Source organism: Exiguobacterium sp. s181, assembly GCF_018617125.1.
In the GTDB taxonomy this organism is placed as follows: Bacteria; Bacillota; Bacilli; order Exiguobacteriales; family Exiguobacteriaceae; genus Exiguobacterium; species Exiguobacterium profundum.
Genome location: NZ_JACSJM010000001.1, coordinates 1,191,610 through 1,207,235 on the forward strand (window position 1 = coordinate 1,191,610; position 15,626 = coordinate 1,207,235).

15 protein-coding genes and 2 pseudogenes are annotated in these 15,626 nt (G+C 45.1%); 10 read left to right on the forward strand and 7 right to left on the reverse strand.

What is annotated here, in order from left to right:
- Nucleotides 1–18: 18 nt before the first annotated feature.
- The gene (locus tag KNO70_RS06175; protein ID WP_214686831.1) at nt 19–603 is read right to left on the reverse strand and encodes a hypothetical protein; all 585 of its coding nucleotides are present in this window, start codon (nt 601–603) and stop codon (nt 19–21) included.
- 235 nt (nt 604–838) lie between these two features.
- On the opposite strand from KNO70_RS06175, the gene KNO70_RS06180 reads away from it, so the two are divergent.
- On the forward strand, nt 839–1,246 hold the full coding sequence (locus tag KNO70_RS06180) for a helix-turn-helix domain-containing protein (protein ID WP_214686829.1): 408 nt from the start codon (nt 839–841) through the stop codon (nt 1,244–1,246).
- Nucleotides 1,247–1,260: 14 nt separating this feature from the next.
- Nucleotides 1,261–2,016, forward strand: coding sequence for an ISL3 family transposase (locus KNO70_RS06185; protein ID WP_214686826.1), 756 nt, complete (start codon nt 1,261–1,263; stop codon nt 2,014–2,016).
- Nucleotides 2,017–2,070: 54 nt separating this feature from the next.
- Here the strand turns inward: KNO70_RS06185 and KNO70_RS06190 are convergent, their stop codons facing one another.
- The 4 genes and pseudogenes from KNO70_RS06190 to KNO70_RS06205 form a co-directional block, all read right to left on the reverse strand.
- Nucleotides 2,071–2,550: a TVP38/TMEM64 family protein gene (locus KNO70_RS06190; RefSeq protein ID WP_214686824.1), complete on the reverse strand. Its 480-nt coding sequence runs from the start codon at nt 2,548–2,550 to the stop codon at nt 2,071–2,073.
- 143 nt (nt 2,551–2,693) lie between these two features.
- Entirely contained in the window at nt 2,694–3,854 is a 1,161-nt protein-coding gene (locus KNO70_RS06195) for a D-alanyl-D-alanine carboxypeptidase family protein (protein ID WP_214686822.1), read from the reverse strand.
- 25 nt (nt 3,855–3,879) lie between these two features.
- Complete coding sequence (locus KNO70_RS06200; RefSeq protein ID WP_214686820.1) at nt 3,880–5,331, reverse strand: UDP-N-acetylmuramoyl-L-alanyl-D-glutamate--2,6-diaminopimelate ligase; 1,452 nt, start codon at nt 5,329–5,331, stop codon at nt 3,880–3,882.
- Nucleotides 5,332–5,530: 199 nt separating this feature from the next.
- Nucleotides 5,531–5,956: pseudogene (locus KNO70_RS06205) on the reverse strand (YdhK family protein); the annotation flags it as partial.
- A 230-nt stretch (nt 5,957–6,186) separates the two neighbouring features.
- Here KNO70_RS06205 and KNO70_RS06210 point away from each other — a divergent pair.
- The 5 genes and pseudogenes from KNO70_RS06210 (at nt 6,187) to KNO70_RS06230 (ending at nt 10,870) form a co-directional block, all read left to right on the forward strand.
- Nucleotides 6,187–6,890 (forward strand): annotated as a pseudogene (locus tag KNO70_RS06210) (cytochrome c biogenesis CcdA family protein).
- A gap of 38 nt (nt 6,891–6,928) precedes the next feature.
- A complete protein-coding gene (resA, locus tag KNO70_RS06215) occupies nt 6,929–7,474 on the forward strand; it encodes a thiol-disulfide oxidoreductase ResA (RefSeq protein WP_214686818.1) in 546 nt (181 codons plus the stop codon).
- Nucleotides 7,475–7,830: 356 nt separating this feature from the next.
- Nucleotides 7,831–8,712, forward strand: coding sequence for a F510_1955 family glycosylhydrolase (locus tag KNO70_RS06220; protein WP_270810962.1), 882 nt, complete (start codon nt 7,831–7,833; stop codon nt 8,710–8,712).
- A 99-nt stretch (nt 8,713–8,811) separates the two neighbouring features.
- Nucleotides 8,812–10,215 carry a sensor histidine kinase gene (locus KNO70_RS06225; protein ID WP_214686816.1) on the forward strand — a complete coding sequence of 468 codons (1,404 nt, stop codon included), beginning with the start codon at nt 8,812–8,814 and terminating at the stop codon, nt 10,213–10,215.
- Nucleotides 10,193–10,870, forward strand: coding sequence for a response regulator transcription factor (locus KNO70_RS06230; RefSeq protein ID WP_214686813.1), 678 nt, complete (start codon nt 10,193–10,195; stop codon nt 10,868–10,870). Before KNO70_RS06225 ends, KNO70_RS06230 begins: the two co-directional genes overlap by 23 nt.
- A 59-nt stretch (nt 10,871–10,929) precedes the next feature.
- Here KNO70_RS06230 and KNO70_RS06235 read toward each other — a convergent pair whose 3' ends face one another.
- Nucleotides 10,930–11,262: a four-helix bundle copper-binding protein gene (locus KNO70_RS06235; protein ID WP_214686812.1), complete on the reverse strand. Its 333-nt coding sequence runs from the start codon at nt 11,260–11,262 to the stop codon at nt 10,930–10,932.
- Between the two features lie 272 nt (nt 11,263–11,534).
- Here KNO70_RS06235 and copZ point away from each other — a divergent pair, with 272 nt between their 5' ends.
- The 3 genes from copZ (at nt 11,535) to KNO70_RS06250 (ending at nt 15,322) form a co-directional block, all read left to right on the forward strand.
- A complete protein-coding gene (gene copZ, locus KNO70_RS06240; protein WP_029336157.1) occupies nt 11,535–11,738 on the forward strand; it encodes a copper chaperone CopZ in 204 nt (67 codons plus the stop codon).
- A gap of 137 nt (nt 11,739–11,875) precedes the next feature.
- Nucleotides 11,876–14,014, forward strand: a complete 2,139-nt coding sequence (locus KNO70_RS06245) for a heavy metal translocating P-type ATPase (protein ID WP_270810968.1) — start codon at nt 11,876–11,878, stop codon at nt 14,012–14,014.
- Between the two features lie 348 nt (nt 14,015–14,362).
- Complete coding sequence (locus tag KNO70_RS06250) at nt 14,363–15,322, forward strand: IS30 family transposase (protein ID WP_214686810.1); 960 nt, start codon at nt 14,363–14,365, stop codon at nt 15,320–15,322.
- Nucleotides 15,323–15,418: 96 nt separating this feature from the next.
- On the opposite strand, the gene KNO70_RS06255 is transcribed toward KNO70_RS06250, so the two are convergent.
- On the reverse strand, nt 15,419–15,626 hold a 208-nt coding region (locus KNO70_RS06255), incomplete at its 5' end, for a YolD-like family protein (protein ID WP_214686808.1).

Genomic DNA, 15,626 nt, shown 5'->3' on the forward strand with positions numbered 1-15,626 from the left:
GCAGACTCTAAAACAAGTTTAGGGGCATATTTGACGACTTTGCGGATTGGTTTTCGTTTCTTTCCCATATAGCATCCTCACACCTTCCTGTAAGGGCTGGTCAACAAACGATTGGACGTCAATAGTGGCCGAACAATTTTTTGAGAGACCTCCACTTCGGCGGGTAAGCATTGCTGCCGCTATAGGAACTAGTCTCCCCCCCTTCTTACAGACCTCCAACTTCCACTGGGTCCCATCGTGAGTGATTGTTTCTGTTTCTACGAACAACTCCGGCCAGAGATGCGTCTTAAAAGAATTGAATTTCTTTAAGACTTTTGCAGAGTCATCCTGGTTGTACCAACCGGATTCTATCCGTTGTTCCTCGCCAAACGTTTGAAGGATCAAGAGTTCTCGTTTAACGAAACCGTTCGAATGAAAAGTCAAAATGGACTCGTTATAAACGCCAAAACTCCCGATCCATAGCGTCACTTTCATGATAGGGTCTGTTAGTGTTAATTCACTAAGCGGAATGGTTGGCTCTAAAGCTAAAGACTGACGACGTTTGTTCTTTAACTCTGACTCCTGAAATTCCTTCTTGTCGAGAGAATCATCTTTTTTGTGCATCCTAATTCCTCCCGTTACATAAGTTTGATGTTGTACGAAAGTCATTTGTAATGGAGAATTACATAACTGTGTAGAATAAAGGAAGTAATTATCCGAAATGACTTTTCATGGGCTCATCACCATAAGGTGTGGTTGACACATAAAATCCATCGGATTTTGAATTGAACATAGAAAAAAAGCGAAAACCCCGGTGTCGTAATTGTTGCTTAGACAAACCACGATTGGAGTTTTCGCTTTGCCCCAACAGTTTATCAAATTACCTCTTCCACTTCCAGCCCTTTTTCAGATCCAAATGTCGTCAGACGAAGAACCAAACGTTTTTCCGGTCATCCCGGGTCAACATGACATCCCTTGTCCGCTGTGCCAGAGAAAGACCATCCTGCATTCGAAAAAGCGGCGTCGCTTTCGACACGGTCATGCGTGGAACGTCGGTGTACTCTGGATCGAACTGGATGTCCCACGTCAAAGATGCAGCTCTTGTGATTTGACGTTCGTGTATGACTACGCTCTCGGGCTCGTCCGCACTTCCACCGAGGTTTTCCGGAAAGGCATCGCAAAACGTTGCCACGGACGGACAATCTCAGATGTCGCACGCGAGTACGGCCTCCCTTATACGACGGTGGAGCGCTGGTTCTATCAGTAGCTTCGGTGGAGACGATGGAGCGTGCAACGCATGTCCTGGTCGACGAGTTCGCCACAAGAAAGGGGCACCACTATGCGACGATTGTCCTCGATGCCAAGAGTGGCCAGCTTCTGTCCATTGTCCCGGGCCGGGACGTGGCAGCCATCACGGCAGCACTTCAAGGCATATCCGAGGATATCCGTTCTGTCGTCAGTGATTTTGCACCGGCGATGGCGAAGGCCATCAACCATGTCTTCCCGGAGGCAGAACATGTGCTGGACCGGTTCCACCTCGTCCAGTTCGTCACGGACGCCCTTCGCCGACGGCGTCGTTTTTTGAACGAGGCAAGACGCCATCACCACGTTCGCGTGATCGATCGTTCGCTCGCGCGTCGCCCGGAAACACTGACTGGGGAAGACCGGGAGGTCGTCCGTTCCTGTATTCAGGAAGATCCATTCATTCGGAACCTCTATCAAGGGCTCCAGCATATCCTGTATGTGCTGAAGGCGACGTGCGAGATACAGACGCAACGGCGGCTGTCGGACTGGTTGGACCGTTATCAGTTCCATCCGTGCGGGCCCCTGGCGAAGATCGCGAAAGCAATCCGGGTCCGGGAGCAAGCGATGCGCCAGACCATCGTGTCAAGGCTGTCGAACGGGAAGATGGAAGGGACGAACAACAAGATCAAGCTCATCAAACGCCGTGGTTATGGCTATCGAAACCTCGAACGATTCTTTTTAAGATTGCGCCTCGAGATCGGTCGTCAAAATAGCAACCACGAGTTATGGTGATGAGCCAGAAAAAGAGGATGAATTTATCGAAGTTTTCTCAAACAGGGGGTAAAATTACAAAGAATTTTTTCTTTTGTTCTTTGCCCAGATCACTAGAAACGATAGAAAGATCAAAATAAATAAGCCGTACTGATAACCGGGAGGTATGGATTCTACAAGGCCATAAACAACAGCCACTTCAAGAGAAACGGCCGGAATTTTACCGATGGTGCTGGCAATAATGAATAAGCCACCTGGAATGGGCGTCAAGGCCGCCCCTGCTGTTACCAGACCTGATGGGACAAAAGGAATTAAACGCAGCAAGATGATTGCCCAGAAGACGCGGCTTATTGAAGAACTCTGGATGTACCTCCAGAACGGCCGCTTTAACCACTTTGGATTAACTTTTGAAAACCCATATCGATATAGGTAAAATCCGACGATAGCGCCAAAAATCTCCCCCGACAAAGAAAGGATGACGCCAATGGTTAACCCTAAAGAACTGATATTGAGAGACGTGAGCAAAAAGCTTGGGAAAAAGCCAACTGCACCCATACTTATGTTGAAAATGAGAAGCAGCAGAAATTCTAAAACGGGGAACTGAGTGTTTATGATATAATCCGCCTCCTGCGCTGTTTAAAAAATTGATGGTATATAAAAGTTCAGTTGAATGAAATTTTAAGATAGAGAAGTGCGTTCTATATCCGTTTTTTTCGAATTCGGTAATACACTAATCCTGAAAAGCCAACGACGAGGAGGAACAAATAGATTGAACTTAAAATCCCAGGTGGGAAAAATGTGCGAACGTCTTCAGAATTAGAAGGAAGGTTTGTCTCAGAAGCACTGACAACGGGAAACTGATAAGAAGACAAAAGAGTGCCATCCTGATCAGTAATCCTTAATAGTCCATCTTCTTTTACAGCGATTGTCACTTGCTCATCTGTTTGGTGTGTATAAAAGAAATCGCCTGGCGTAATGTATTCCACATCACCGGCAAAAAAGCTGCTTTCTTTCGGAATGCTCACTGTTTTAAAATTTTCAAATCCAAAATCCAAAAGTTGAATAGTGTCAGCATAAGCTTCTGCCTCTGTGTCGCTTTTTAAGGTGACGACAATTAAATTCAGGTTTTCTCTTTTGGCTGTCGTGGCCAGCGTGACGCCTGCTTCTGGCACAAACCCGGTTTTACCACCCGTAACGCCTTCATAAGGTTTTTCCCTTAATAGTTTGTGGTGGGTATAAAGCATGGTATCCCAGGATTCACCGTTCCAGGGCAGTTCTTTTGTTCCAAATATTTTCATGAATTCATCGTTCTTCATCGCATATCGGGTTAACTTCGCTAAATCTTCGGCTGTCGTAACATGCTCGGGATCAAAAAGACCGTGAGGATTTTCGAAGTTCGTATTCCGCAGGCCAATTACATCTTCTAAATATAAATTCATATCAGCAGAAAATAACTCAACGCTGCCGCTAATGTGTTCAGCAATGGCGACGCCGGCATCATTTCCAGAGTTGACTAAGAGGCCCAGCAACAGTTTTTCTAAAGTCACTTGTTCTCCCTCTTCCAAATAAACACGGGTGCCTTCCGTATTGCGTGCTTTTTTACTGATGGTTACAACATCATTTAATTTTCTGTTTTCAATTGCATAAATGGCTGTGGCAATTTTTGTTAGGCTGGCAGGATACATCTGCGACTGTGCATTTTTTTCATAGAGGATTTCTCCAGTCGTTGCTTCCATGACAATAGCTGCTTCACTGGATACGTTTGGCAGGGAAGGGTCATCAGTTTTACTGAAAACGGACGAAACGATTAAAGTGTTGATCATGATTAAAATGGTTGAAACAACACTTAGTTTTTTCATAACTATTCCCTCCTGAGTGATTATTTTAGTTCTGCTTTATTATATAATTGACGGTTTCCCGGTCCGAATCAGTCGGTAAATGAAAGGTTTGCTGGTATTTCTCGTGTCCTTTACCGGTAATCACAATCCAGTCGCCTTCCTTGCTTTCATGGATTGCTTGCTGAATGGCGAGTGTACGGTCTGGAACGATGCTGCCTTTTGAGTTGCCGTATGTTTCATTTAGTTGGTTTAAAACTTCCAGCATATCTCCTGGAGAAACATTGTTCAGGTCGTCCAACGTTAAAATGTAGCGGTCACTCATTTCAGCAGATATGGATAGCATGTGCTTTCTCTTGCTGGCATCTCGATTTCCACGAAAGCCGAAAATATGGGTTATTCGTTGTGCCCCTTGTGATTTTGCAGTTTCCAGGCAGTAAGAGATGGCATCCGGAGTATGGGCATAATCCACAATAACGATCGAGCCCTTGGCCAGTTTCGTGATCTCAAAGCGTCCATCGACTCCCTTGAAATGGTGAATGGAGTTTAAGAGCTTTTCTTTGGGGATACCCAGCAACAATGATGTTCCGTAGGCCATTAAGGTGTTATACATATTGTGCATTCCGGTCATGGCAGCGACCATTTGATACGTTTCGTTACTTTCAATCACCCGCATAGTGGAGGACAGTGAATGAAATTTTGCAACACGCAGGTTGCATTCAGTGGATGTGCCAATTGCATAAATCGGTTTTCCCTTTGTTTGCAGGATTCCACAGAGCTTTCGTCCCCACTCATTATCTGTATTCACTACAGCAATCCCATGTTCTTTCATCTGATTGAACATTGTAAGCTTCGCCTGAAAATATTCTTCCATGGAACTGTGATAATCCAGGTGTTCATGGTGAAGATTGAGGAACAAGCCGTAATCAAATTCAATGCCTTCTAACCGATACTGGGCCAGTCCATGAGAAGAAACTTCCATAATGACGACCTCATCCTGACTGAGGGTCAACAGTTTATGGAGAGCGAGTGAATTTGGTGTGGTGTTCGAGCTTTTCATTTTTTCGCCATTGATAATATTTTGGTTGGTACCGATGACAGAACAACTCATACCGTTGCTTTCCAGAAAGTGCTGGAGCATATAGCTCGTCGTCGTTTTTCCGTTGGTGCCCGTAATTCCAATCATTATTTTCTGGTCAGATGGACGGCCATAAAAATTCCTGGCCAGGATGCCAAGCGCTTTCCGGCTATTTTCCACCTGTAAATAAGGGACACCTAACCGGGTAATTTCTTGTTCTCCGATGACAAGGGCTGCCCCTTTTTCAATTGCCTGGTCAATAAACCCGTGACCATCAATTTCAAATCCTTTAATAGCAACAAACACAAAACCTTTTTCCACATCGCTTGAGTTATCGGCAATCCCCTTGATGTCTAATTCTAATATTCTGGAATCTAATCGGGAGATTAGACCGGATTCGTTCAAAAGCTGATTTGTTTTCATAGATTTGGTGACCTCTCTAAAACTATTTAAATTTGATTTATTCTATTATAAAAATGTTGAAAAAATGTGCAGAATTTATACGGGAAGCCTAACTACTAAAACTTAATGTTTTTGTAATACAAACGAAATCGAATCCTTTATGAACCATTACAGATAAAAACCCGGGATCTTGTTGACAAGATCCCGGGTTTTGGCACTTTTATTCGGGTGACAGTTCGCTTTCAGTCACCCATTTATGATTGGTGACTTCCTCGCCTCCGGTGGTCGGGACGAAATCAACCATATAGACGGTCGTTTCTTCGGTAGAATCAACCGTAGCCGTTGCGCCGTCCATTCCCTCCATATGGTCAGCGGCAATGGCCGCTTCATCGCCCGTTTCCAATGGTTCATCACCTGGATTTTCCAATTCTGCGTGAATCACCCATTTGTGATTTTCAACCGGCTCGCCTCCGTCCGTCGGCGTATAGGTCACTGCATAGGCGGTTGTATCATAAGCCCCGACAATTGTGGCTTCAGCACCTTTCATGCCTTCCATATGATCGGTTTCAATAATCGCCTGGCTTCCAACTTCAAAGGTTGGATTTTCGGCTTCCTGCAAATCATCCGGGACTTCACCTGAACCGGAATAGAAGAAACTGCACAGAAAATCAAGAATTAATCGGTAAACTGGATTGGTTGACGTCTTCTGGAACGGTTAAGCAAGCACGGGGAAGTAGAAGTTAAGAGAGGGGCTGTATTTAATTTTACATACCTTGAAATTCCCCGAGTCTTATATAGAAAATTTCAGTTGATTCCTTAAGGGATACAAAAATGATAAAGAAGAGGATTCAACTTACTGTAATAGGAGGTGTACAAGTGGCGGAAATTAGTTTGTATCTTGCCTTTGGCGCAAGGCTTTTATCATTTATCTCTCCATGCTCCCTTCCTTTGTATCCGGCTTTTTTATCCTACCTTACTGGAGTTTCAGTCAATGAGTTAAAGACGGGCAAGGGAATGATGAGGAGCACGGCTTTGATTCATACGGTTCTATTTTTGATAGGTTTCTCCATCATTTTTTAGCGTTGGGCTTGTCGACTTCGCTTATCGGAAACTTCTTCTTGGAATATCAAGTTCTTCTACGTCAATTGGGCGCTATTTTGATGGTGTTTTTTGGCTTGGTCCTAACCGGTATTCTGAAATTCGACTTCCTGCTGACGGATAAGAAATTACAGTTCCAGAAAAGGCCCTCCGGATACGCGGGTTCTGTTCTGATCGGCATTGGCTTTGCAGCTGGATGGACCCCGTGTACCGGTCCCATACTTGCAGGAGTTATTGCACTCGGAGTAGCGGATCCGGACAGTGGCTTACTCTATATGCTGTTTTACGTTCTGGGATTTTCCATTCCTTTTCTCTTGATGTCGTTTTTTATTGAGAAAATGACTTTCTTGAAGAAGAGCGCTCTTTTCATGTCAATAGGAGGAGCATTAATGATTCTGATGGGCGTTTTACTTTACTTTGACATGCTGACAGAAATCATCGCTTTTTTATCGCAATTTACGGGTGGATTTACAGGGTTTTAATGGACTCAACCCAGCATCTAGGAAGGACGTGACAGTGTATGGCTGCTAAAAAGGATAAAAAGAGAAATCGCTTGATTATGAGGACAAGTATTTTGTTGATTCTGGTTGTCGCTATTGCATTTACCATCTACAACGGATTAACAAAAGAGAAAAACGAATTGCTGCAAGTTGGAGATTCGGCACCCGATTTTGCGTTGACGGATTTGAACGGGGAACGGCATCAGCTGTCTGAGTACAAAGGGCAGGGGGTGTTCGTGAACTTTTGGGGTACTTGGTGCAAACCGTGCGAAAAAGAGTTCCCGCTGATGGAAAAGCAGTACCAGGTATACAAGGATCAAGGTGTGGAGATACTCGCTGTCAATATTGCGCAATCCGATTATGAAGTGAGACAATTTGCTGAACAGCGAAATTTAACGTTCCCGATTGTTATCGATAAGGACAAAAGTGTTATGGAAGCTTATAATATCCGTCCATTGCCGACTACTCTGTTAGTCAATCAAGAGGGCAAAATCGAGAAAATTATTACGGTTGAAATGTCCGAAGAGGATATCGCGAGTTATATGGAACAGATCAAACCGTGCTGATACCTCTGAATTTCCCAAGCATAATGCGGGCCACGTTATTTTGAAAAATGCTGCAAAGAAAAAACGAGAAAAAAACATTTCTTTAAAGTGGACTAACCAAAAGAAAAGAAATGTCAGGTGTAGAAAATTTATAAATAATAATCAGGCAAAGATCCTCCACCGGACCGATTGGAAGGATTATTCCTTTTGGGTCAATTGGAGAGGGAATGGATTACCTGTTTTGAAATCAAGATATCTGCACAAAAAGTCGAAACTTTTTCGTTAAACTTTAAGAATGTTATACTTATAAAAAATAAAAAATAAAAAATGACATATTCGGAGGGCATCTACATGAAAAAAAGAGAATAGGAACGGCAGTGCTGTCGGCTTTTCTTTTGCTGGCAGGCTGCAGCAATGATACAACGGATTCATTTGAAGTGCCGTTTGAAGGGGAACTGAACCATGTTCATGGGATGGGTTATGCAGGAAATGAGAACGGACTGTATTTTGCCTCGCATACCGGGCTGAAAATTTACCGGGAGGAGGGCTGGTTCGAAACGGCGGATAATTTTCATGATTATATGGGCTTTAATGCAACAAATGAAGGATTTATTACGTCGGGCCACCCAAGTGCAGACTCAGAATTACCCAATCCCCTAGGGATACAGCGAAGCATCGACAGCGGTAAATCGATTGAAGAGATTGCATTTCAAGGAGAAACGGATTTTCATGCCATGGCGGTGGGATATAACAGTAACGACATTTTCCTAATCAATCCGGCCAAGAATTCCCTATTGGAAGCCGGCGTATATAAAAGCGGTGATGAAGGCGAATCATGGAAAACTGTGAAGGCTGAAGGGCTGGAAGGCGAAGTGACTTCGCTCGCTCTTCACCCGGCTGACTCAAACTTCGTCGCTGCAGCTACCGCTGCAGGGATTTATTTCTCACGGGATGGCGGAGAAAATTTTAAAGCCATTACAGACGGAAGTGAAACAGGCACAGCGGTGCATTTCACCGAAGACCATTTGTACTTCGGAAGCTACGGGACAGCGGCGGCTCTGGCGAAGTATACTATGGAAAATGAAGAACTCGAGCCGGTGGATACACCGGACCTTTCACAAGATGCCGTCGCTTTTATTGCACAAAACCCGATGGATGGAATGGAACTGGCGATCTACACATTTGAAGGCAATGCCTACTTGTCGGAAGACGGATTACAGACCTGGAAAACGCTGCTGGAAGAGGGAAAAACCAAGTAGAAACCAGCTAGCCGTTTGAAAGACGAACCGAATCCAACAGCTTTCGGCAGCAGTCTTTGTCTTGATTGCTGCTAACCAATCGACTTAAAGAGGGATGCCATGTTAAACAGGCTTGCATTGAAAATAGGTTTGCTGTTTTTTGTGTTTATTATCATCATTGAATTGGTTTTGTTTCTAACCCTGTACGTTACTTTTGTCAATGAACGGGTGGATGAAGTCATGACCAACCTGCTTGCAAGAGGGAACACCCACAGCGAAGTATTGGAAGACAATTTTGAACCGGCGACATTGAACCATGTGGCGTTGATGGAATCGGCCTCCGATTTCATCGTCATCATCACGGATGCAGATGGCAACGAATTGACCCATTCCGATCTGATTGAACCTGAAATGAGGGAAGTGTTGGAACACACCGATTTTGATGAGGTTCTGCAGGGAGGGAAGGTCGTGGAAGAGCGATGGGACAAAAAAGAGTTTATTGCGACGGACAGCCCAATCACCATTGAAGGAGAACATAGAGGCCACGTGTTCATGTTTGCGGAAACCAATCATATCAAAGGGATGGTCAGTCATTTGCGAAACCAATTCCTGATTGTTGGCCTGATTGCTGTCGGGTTGACCGTCATCACAATTTTTCTGCTATCCCGATTGATTACGTTGCCGTTGATTCGGATGAAAGAAGCGACGGAACAGTTAAGCGAAGGGCACCACGAGGTCAGCCTGAATATTGGCCGAAACGATGAGTTGGGAGAGCTGGCGAACGCCATCACTGCTCTATCCAGTGACTTGGAACATTTAAAAAATGAGCGGAATGAATTTTTGGCGAGTATTTCGCACGAGTTGCGGACGCCGTTGACCTATATCAAAGGATATGCCGATATCGCGAGCCGGCCGGATGCATCCGAGGAAGAGAAAAAGGAATACATTGGCATCATCCGGGAAGAGACGGCCCATTTGACGGAATTGATCCGGCAGCTGTTTGAGCTGGCTCAGATGGATCATAACCAGTTCACCATTCAAAAAGAGGAATTTTCACTGAAGATGCTTTTTGCATCCGTCGTTGCCTTGGTTCGGCCAGCTTTTGACGAGAAACAGATTTCATTGGCTGTCCATTGTGAACATGAGATTGTCGCCTTCATTGATCCCGAACGTTTTCAGCAGGTATTGCTGAATGTCTTGGACAACGCCCGCAAGCATTCTCCTGAAGGAACACAAGTGGTATTACAGGGAGTCCAAGATAAAGGTACCATCACCATAAGCATCCGTGATGAAGGAGAGGGCATACCGGAAAAAAATCTTCCTTTTGTCTTTGAACGATTGTATCGGGTCGATAAATCCAGATCCAGACAGTACGGAGGAAGCGGTCTTGGCCTGGCGATTGCAAAAGAAATCGTCGAATCGCACGGTGGTCTCATGACGCTTCAAAGTGAGTACGGACAAGGGACAACCGTCCTGATAGAATTGAAAAGGGGGGATTCGCTTGCAGAAAGTGCTGTTGATTGATGATGAACAACGAATGCTGGATTTAGTGGCTTTATATTTGAAGCCGCATCAGTACCTCTGTAAAAAAGCACTGGGAGCTCATGAAGCCCTCGACTATTTGGAATCGGAACCTTTCGATCTCGTCTTACTGGATATCATGATGCCGGAAATGGATGGCTGGGAACTGTGCCGCGAAATCCGGAAATTTTCGGATGTGCCAATCATTATGCTGACGGCGCGGGAACAACAGGAGGATATTGTTAAGGGATTGAATATCGGGGCGGATGATTACATCACAAAGCCGTTTAATGAAGATGAGTTGCTGGCCCGGATGGGGGCGCTGCTTCGCAGGAGAACTCCGAAAAATACCATTGAAGTGGACGGTTTGGTGTGGGACGAAGACCGGTTTGAACTTACGTACGGCAAACATATCATCAAATTGACGCCAAAAGAATTTCTGATGGTGGGCCATCTGATGAAGAATGCCGACAAAGTGTTTACGAGGGAGCAGCTGATCCAGTTAATTTGGGGATTCGACTCAGAGACGGAAGGGCGGACCATCGATTCGCATGTGCGAAATGTTCGGGAAAAAATCCGCCAGTCCGGTTTTCCGGTCGATGATCATTTTCTCACGGTTTGGGGAATCGGCTACAAATGGATCCATGAAGCAGAATGATGCTTGATAAAAGAAAAGGTCCGTCGGAAAATATTTCCGACGGGCCTTTTTGAGTAAGGTTATGCGGCGTTACGGCAAGCTTCTGCACATCTACGGCAAGCTTCCGCACAGCGTCTGCAATGTTCATGATGATCGGCGTGCTTCTCACATTCCTCTGCGCAAGCTTCGCAAATGGTTGCGCAAGCGGCTGCCAGTTCGGAAACGAACGGTGAATTGTGAGTAATGGCATGTTCCAAAAATGCACAAATGTCCGCGCATTCCCGGTCGAATCGAATGCACTGTGCTAGCATCTTCACATCGTCTTCCTGCAGACAAGCGTCAAAACAATGGTTACATTCCGCTGCACAATCATGTAATGCCCGAATCAATTCCTGATGTTGTTCATGAGCCAAGTTAAAACCTCCATTTCTTATTTTTGCTTCATTTACTGGATTTCCCTCTCCTTTCCAAACTAAACAGAAATACCGAAACTCCATAGAAACTGCACATTTTATAGACAAGTAATCAAATATTAAAATCAATGGTGCGGTTTTTTTGGGGGGTCATTGTGAACTTCTAAATTAGAGTCATGGAAACAGCGATAAAGTAAAATGATACTAAACACTTGATATACCCTATCGGGGTATGTTAAGTTTAAGGAAATATTACTTTAGGAGGAATAATAATGATTGAAACATTAAAAGTACAAGGTATGTCCTGCGGCCACTGTGCAAACTCGGTTGAAACGGGCGTCGGTGAACTCGAAGGGATTTCATCTGTGACAGTTGATCTTAAAAAAGGCGAAGTGGCAGTAGACTATGATACTGCCAAGACATCATTAAACGAAATTCAGAAAGCGATTGAAGAACAAGGGTATGACGTCGTATAAGGGTGCTTTCACAGCACACTTTACTTTTAAATGAAATATACCCCCGCGTGGTATATTCGGCAAGAACTTTGTGAATGTTAAGAATGTAAATAGGGTTAAATAGGATAAGAACCACTAGTTTGGAGGAGGCGCACTGAATGGCTAAAAATGATAAAGACCATCACCACCATCAAGACGAACAGGTAGATCACAGTAAAATGGATCATTCCAAACATGTTGGGCATTCGTACCATGAAGACCAAGTGAAAGAAGGCATTCAAGACGACAGCAATCCTGCCAAAATTCATGATGATCATGCCCATCACAATCATGGTGGCCACGATCATAGTGACCATGGACATCACCATCATGGGAATTTCAAAGAAATTTTCCTGAAGTCGCTGCCCTTGGGCATTGTCATTCTATTATTGTCGCCGATGATGGACGTTCGGCTTCCTTTCCAATTTACTTTTCCATACTCGGATATTGTGGTCGCTGTATTAGCAACTATCTTATTGGTTTATGGCGGAAAACCCTTCTATCAAGGTGCAATCGCTGAATTTAAGGAAAAAGCACCGGGTATGATGGCCCTTATTTCATTAGGGATATCCGTTTCCTATTTGTATAGCATTTACGCCGTGCTGGCACGCTACGTAACCGGCGATCACATCATGGATTTCTTCTTTGAATTCGCGTCCTTGCTGTTGATCATGCTCCTTGGACACTGGATCGAAATGAAGGCTATCGGAGAAGCAGGAGACGCGCAAAAATCGCTCGCCGAATTGGTGCCGAAAGATGCACATGTGGTATTGGAAGATGATTCGATCGAGACGCGTCCCGTAAATGAGCTGAAAGTCGGAGACCTTGTACGGGTTCAGGCCGGAGAAAACGTCCCTGCCGATGGCATCATCAAAAGAGGCACCTCGCGGATCAATGAAGCTTTGCTGACGGGGGAATCTAAACCCATTGAAAAAGGAGCCGGAGACAAAGTGATCGGCGGTTCCACGAACGGTGCAGGCATCATATATCTTGAAGTACAGGAAACCGGCGACCAATCGTTCATTTCCCAAGTACAAACCCTGATAAGCCAGGCGCAGGATCAACCTTCAAGAGCTGAAAATCTGGCTCAAAAAGTAGCCGGCTGGCTGTTTTATATCGCCATTGTGGTGGCTTTCCTCGCTTTTGTCGTTTGGCTGTACATTGCTGACATTCAAACCGCTGTTCTTTTTACGGTTACGACATTAGTCATTGCATGTCCACACGCTCTCGGCCTTGCCATTCCGCTGGTTATTGCACGAAGCACCAGTTTAGGTGCAAGCCGCGGGCTGTTGGTGAAAGACCGCGAAGCATTGGAGCTGGCAACTAAGGCTGATGTAATGATACTGGATAAAACGGGTACATTGACTACTGGCGAATTTAAAGTTTTGAACATGGAAACACTGGATGGTCAACATACCGAAGCCGAAATCGCGGCGTTAATGGCAGGGATTGAAGGCGGGTCCAGCCACCCAATCGCCCAGTCAATCGTCCAATACGCTGAGAAACAAGGGATTCAGCCTGTCCACTTTGATTCGATTGATGTTGTGTCGGGTGCGGGTATAGAAGGAAACGCCAATGGCCGCAAATACGAATTGATCAGCCAAAAGGCACTTGGAAGAGATGTAGCGGTGGATGTTCCCAAAGGGGCAACATTAAGTATACTAGTTGAGGACGGGAATCCGATCGGTACGGTCGCATTAGGCGATGAATTGAAAGAAACGAGCAGAACGCTGATACAGGCATTGAAGCATTACAATATAAAACCGATTATGGCTACAGGTGACAATGAAACGGCTGCCCAAGGAGTAGCAGAGGAACTGGGCATTGAATACAGAGCCAATCAATCACCGCAAGATAAATATGGTTTAGTGGAATCACTGAAAAATAATGGACAAACGGTTATCATGGTCGGCGATGGCGTCAACGATGCACCATCCCTTGCAATAGCAGACGTTGGGATAGCAGTCGGTGCCGGAACTCAAGTCGCCATCGATTCCGCTGATGTGATTTTGACTCAGTCGGATCCAGGCGATCTTGAATCCTTTATCGAATTGGCCAATAAAACAACCAGTAAAATGAAACAGAACCTCGTGTGGGGAGCCGGTTATAACTTTATTGCCATTCCCATAGCGGCGGGTGTTCTAGCCTCCATTGGGATTACGTTGGCTCCTGCCGCAGGAGCAGTTCTGATGTCCGTGTCCACGGTTATCGTGGCTATCAATGCGATGACATTGAAACTAAGAAATAGAGCTGTTTAACACCGTGTTTAATTGTCGTACACGAAAAGTGCTGCCTCCCAAAAGTTGAATTTTCTTTAACCTTGGGGGCACAGTTTTGTATTAGGTTAAAGTCAAACGGAGGTTTGAAGACTTTGGATAATTAAATATATTTTTATAGTTAACATATGAGATATTATCGGAAGAGAGGAAGCCCAAAAGCTTCTTCTCTTTTCTACTTAAATTCAATTAACACAAAAAAGTTTTCAAAAATTGATCATTCATTCATTAATCGCCGATTGTAAAATTAAGCTAGACAATTGAAAAAGCCATTCGTGGTACACTCACAATGTATTTTCCGACCAAAGAAAAACATAGGAGTGATTACGAATGACCTACACCCATCTTACCACGGATGAACTGGTGATGATAGAATCCTACCACCGCCAAAATATACCTGTAGCGATCATTGCTAAGTTGATGAACCGTTCCAGGCAGCCAATCTACAACGTCATCAATTTCCTGAAATCAGGACATACAGCGCTCGACTTCTACACGCAATACAAGAAAAATAAGAAACGCTGCGGCCGGCGGAAAATTGTCCTGCCGAAGAAACAAGTGGCCTATGTTCAAGACAAGGTGGCGCAGGGCTGGACGCCGGATGTCATTGTCGGCCGGGCAGAAACGGCCATCGATTGTTCCGCGCGCACCATCTATCGCATGTTCAAAAATCAGGTCTTTGACGCCGCCACGCTGCCGATGAAAGGAAAACGGAAACCCAATGGACACCAGGAACGCCGGGGAAAACAGGCGTTCAAACGCCATATTTCCGAACGGGAAGCCGACAACCCGTCGTTCAAAAAAGAGTTCGGGCATATCGAAGGCGACACCATTGTGGGTGCCCACCACAAAAGTGCGGTGATCACGCTGGTCGAACGGCTGACGAAAGTCATCATCGCCCTGAAGCCTGCAGGACGCAAGGCTTGCGATATTGAAACTGCGTTGAACCAGTGGTTCCAAGGGGTCCCGAGAAATCTGTTCAAATCCATCACGTTTGATTGCGGCAAGGAATTCTCCAATTGGAAACCGTTGTGCAACCGGCACGACGTCTCGATTTACTCTGCGGATCCCGGCACGTCTTCTCAGCGCGCCTTGAATGAAAACTCCAACGGGCTCCTGCGGAAAGACGGCTTGGCAAAAGAAATGGACTTCAACCAGGTGGATCAAACATTCATTTCGTCGGTGGCCGACAAGCGGAATAACATCCCAAGAAAGTCACTGAATTACCGCACACCGTTGGAGGCATTTTTGAGTCACCTGAATGGAGTCGATCTGTCTAGCTTAAATTGACAAACGGAATGATTTAAAGATATCAGTGTACTGCAACTTTTAACTGATACATCTATAAAAGCAGCAAAGGATTTTTCGTCAGCAACCGCCAGGGCGTTAGTCTATCGATTGTTCGACGTGAATGATTGCCTCGAACGGCACATGGATGATCCCTTCCCTTTGATTGGCCAGCTCGACGGTCCGCTCCATGTAGTTCGTCCGGTGCACGAATCCTCTGAATCGTTTCATCTCCCGCTTCTCCACATATTTTACCTCTACCAAATCTCCGCTGAAGATCGCGTCGTTCAGCACATTCTCATAGACC

Coding starts and splice junctions, on each gene's coding strand:
- KNO70_RS06175 (WP_214686831.1), bottom strand. CDS start 603: ATGCACAAAAAAGATGATTCTCTCGACAAGAAGGAATTTCAGGAGTCA.
- KNO70_RS06185 (WP_214686826.1), top strand. CDS start 1,261: ATGGAGCGTGCAACGCATGTCCTGGTCGACGAGTTCGCCACAAGAAAG.
- KNO70_RS06190 (WP_214686824.1), bottom strand. CDS start 2,550: ATGGGTGCAGTTGGCTTTTTCCCAAGCTTTTTGCTCACGTCTCTCAAT.
- KNO70_RS06195 (WP_214686822.1), bottom strand. CDS start 3,854: ATGAAAAAACTAAGTGTTGTTTCAACCATTTTAATCATGATCAACACT.
- KNO70_RS06200 (WP_214686820.1), bottom strand. CDS start 5,331: ATGAAAACAAATCAGCTTTTGAACGAATCCGGTCTAATCTCCCGATTA.
- resA (WP_214686818.1), top strand. CDS start 6,929: ATGGCTGCTAAAAAGGATAAAAAGAGAAATCGCTTGATTATGAGGACA.
- KNO70_RS06225 (WP_214686816.1), top strand. CDS start 8,812: ATGTTAAACAGGCTTGCATTGAAAATAGGTTTGCTGTTTTTTGTGTTT.
- copZ (WP_029336157.1), top strand. CDS start 11,535: ATGATTGAAACATTAAAAGTACAAGGTATGTCCTGCGGCCACTGTGCA.
- KNO70_RS06245 (WP_270810968.1), top strand. CDS start 11,876: ATGGCTAAAAATGATAAAGACCATCACCACCATCAAGACGAACAGGTA.
- KNO70_RS06250 (WP_214686810.1), top strand. CDS start 14,363: ATGACCTACACCCATCTTACCACGGATGAACTGGTGATGATAGAATCC.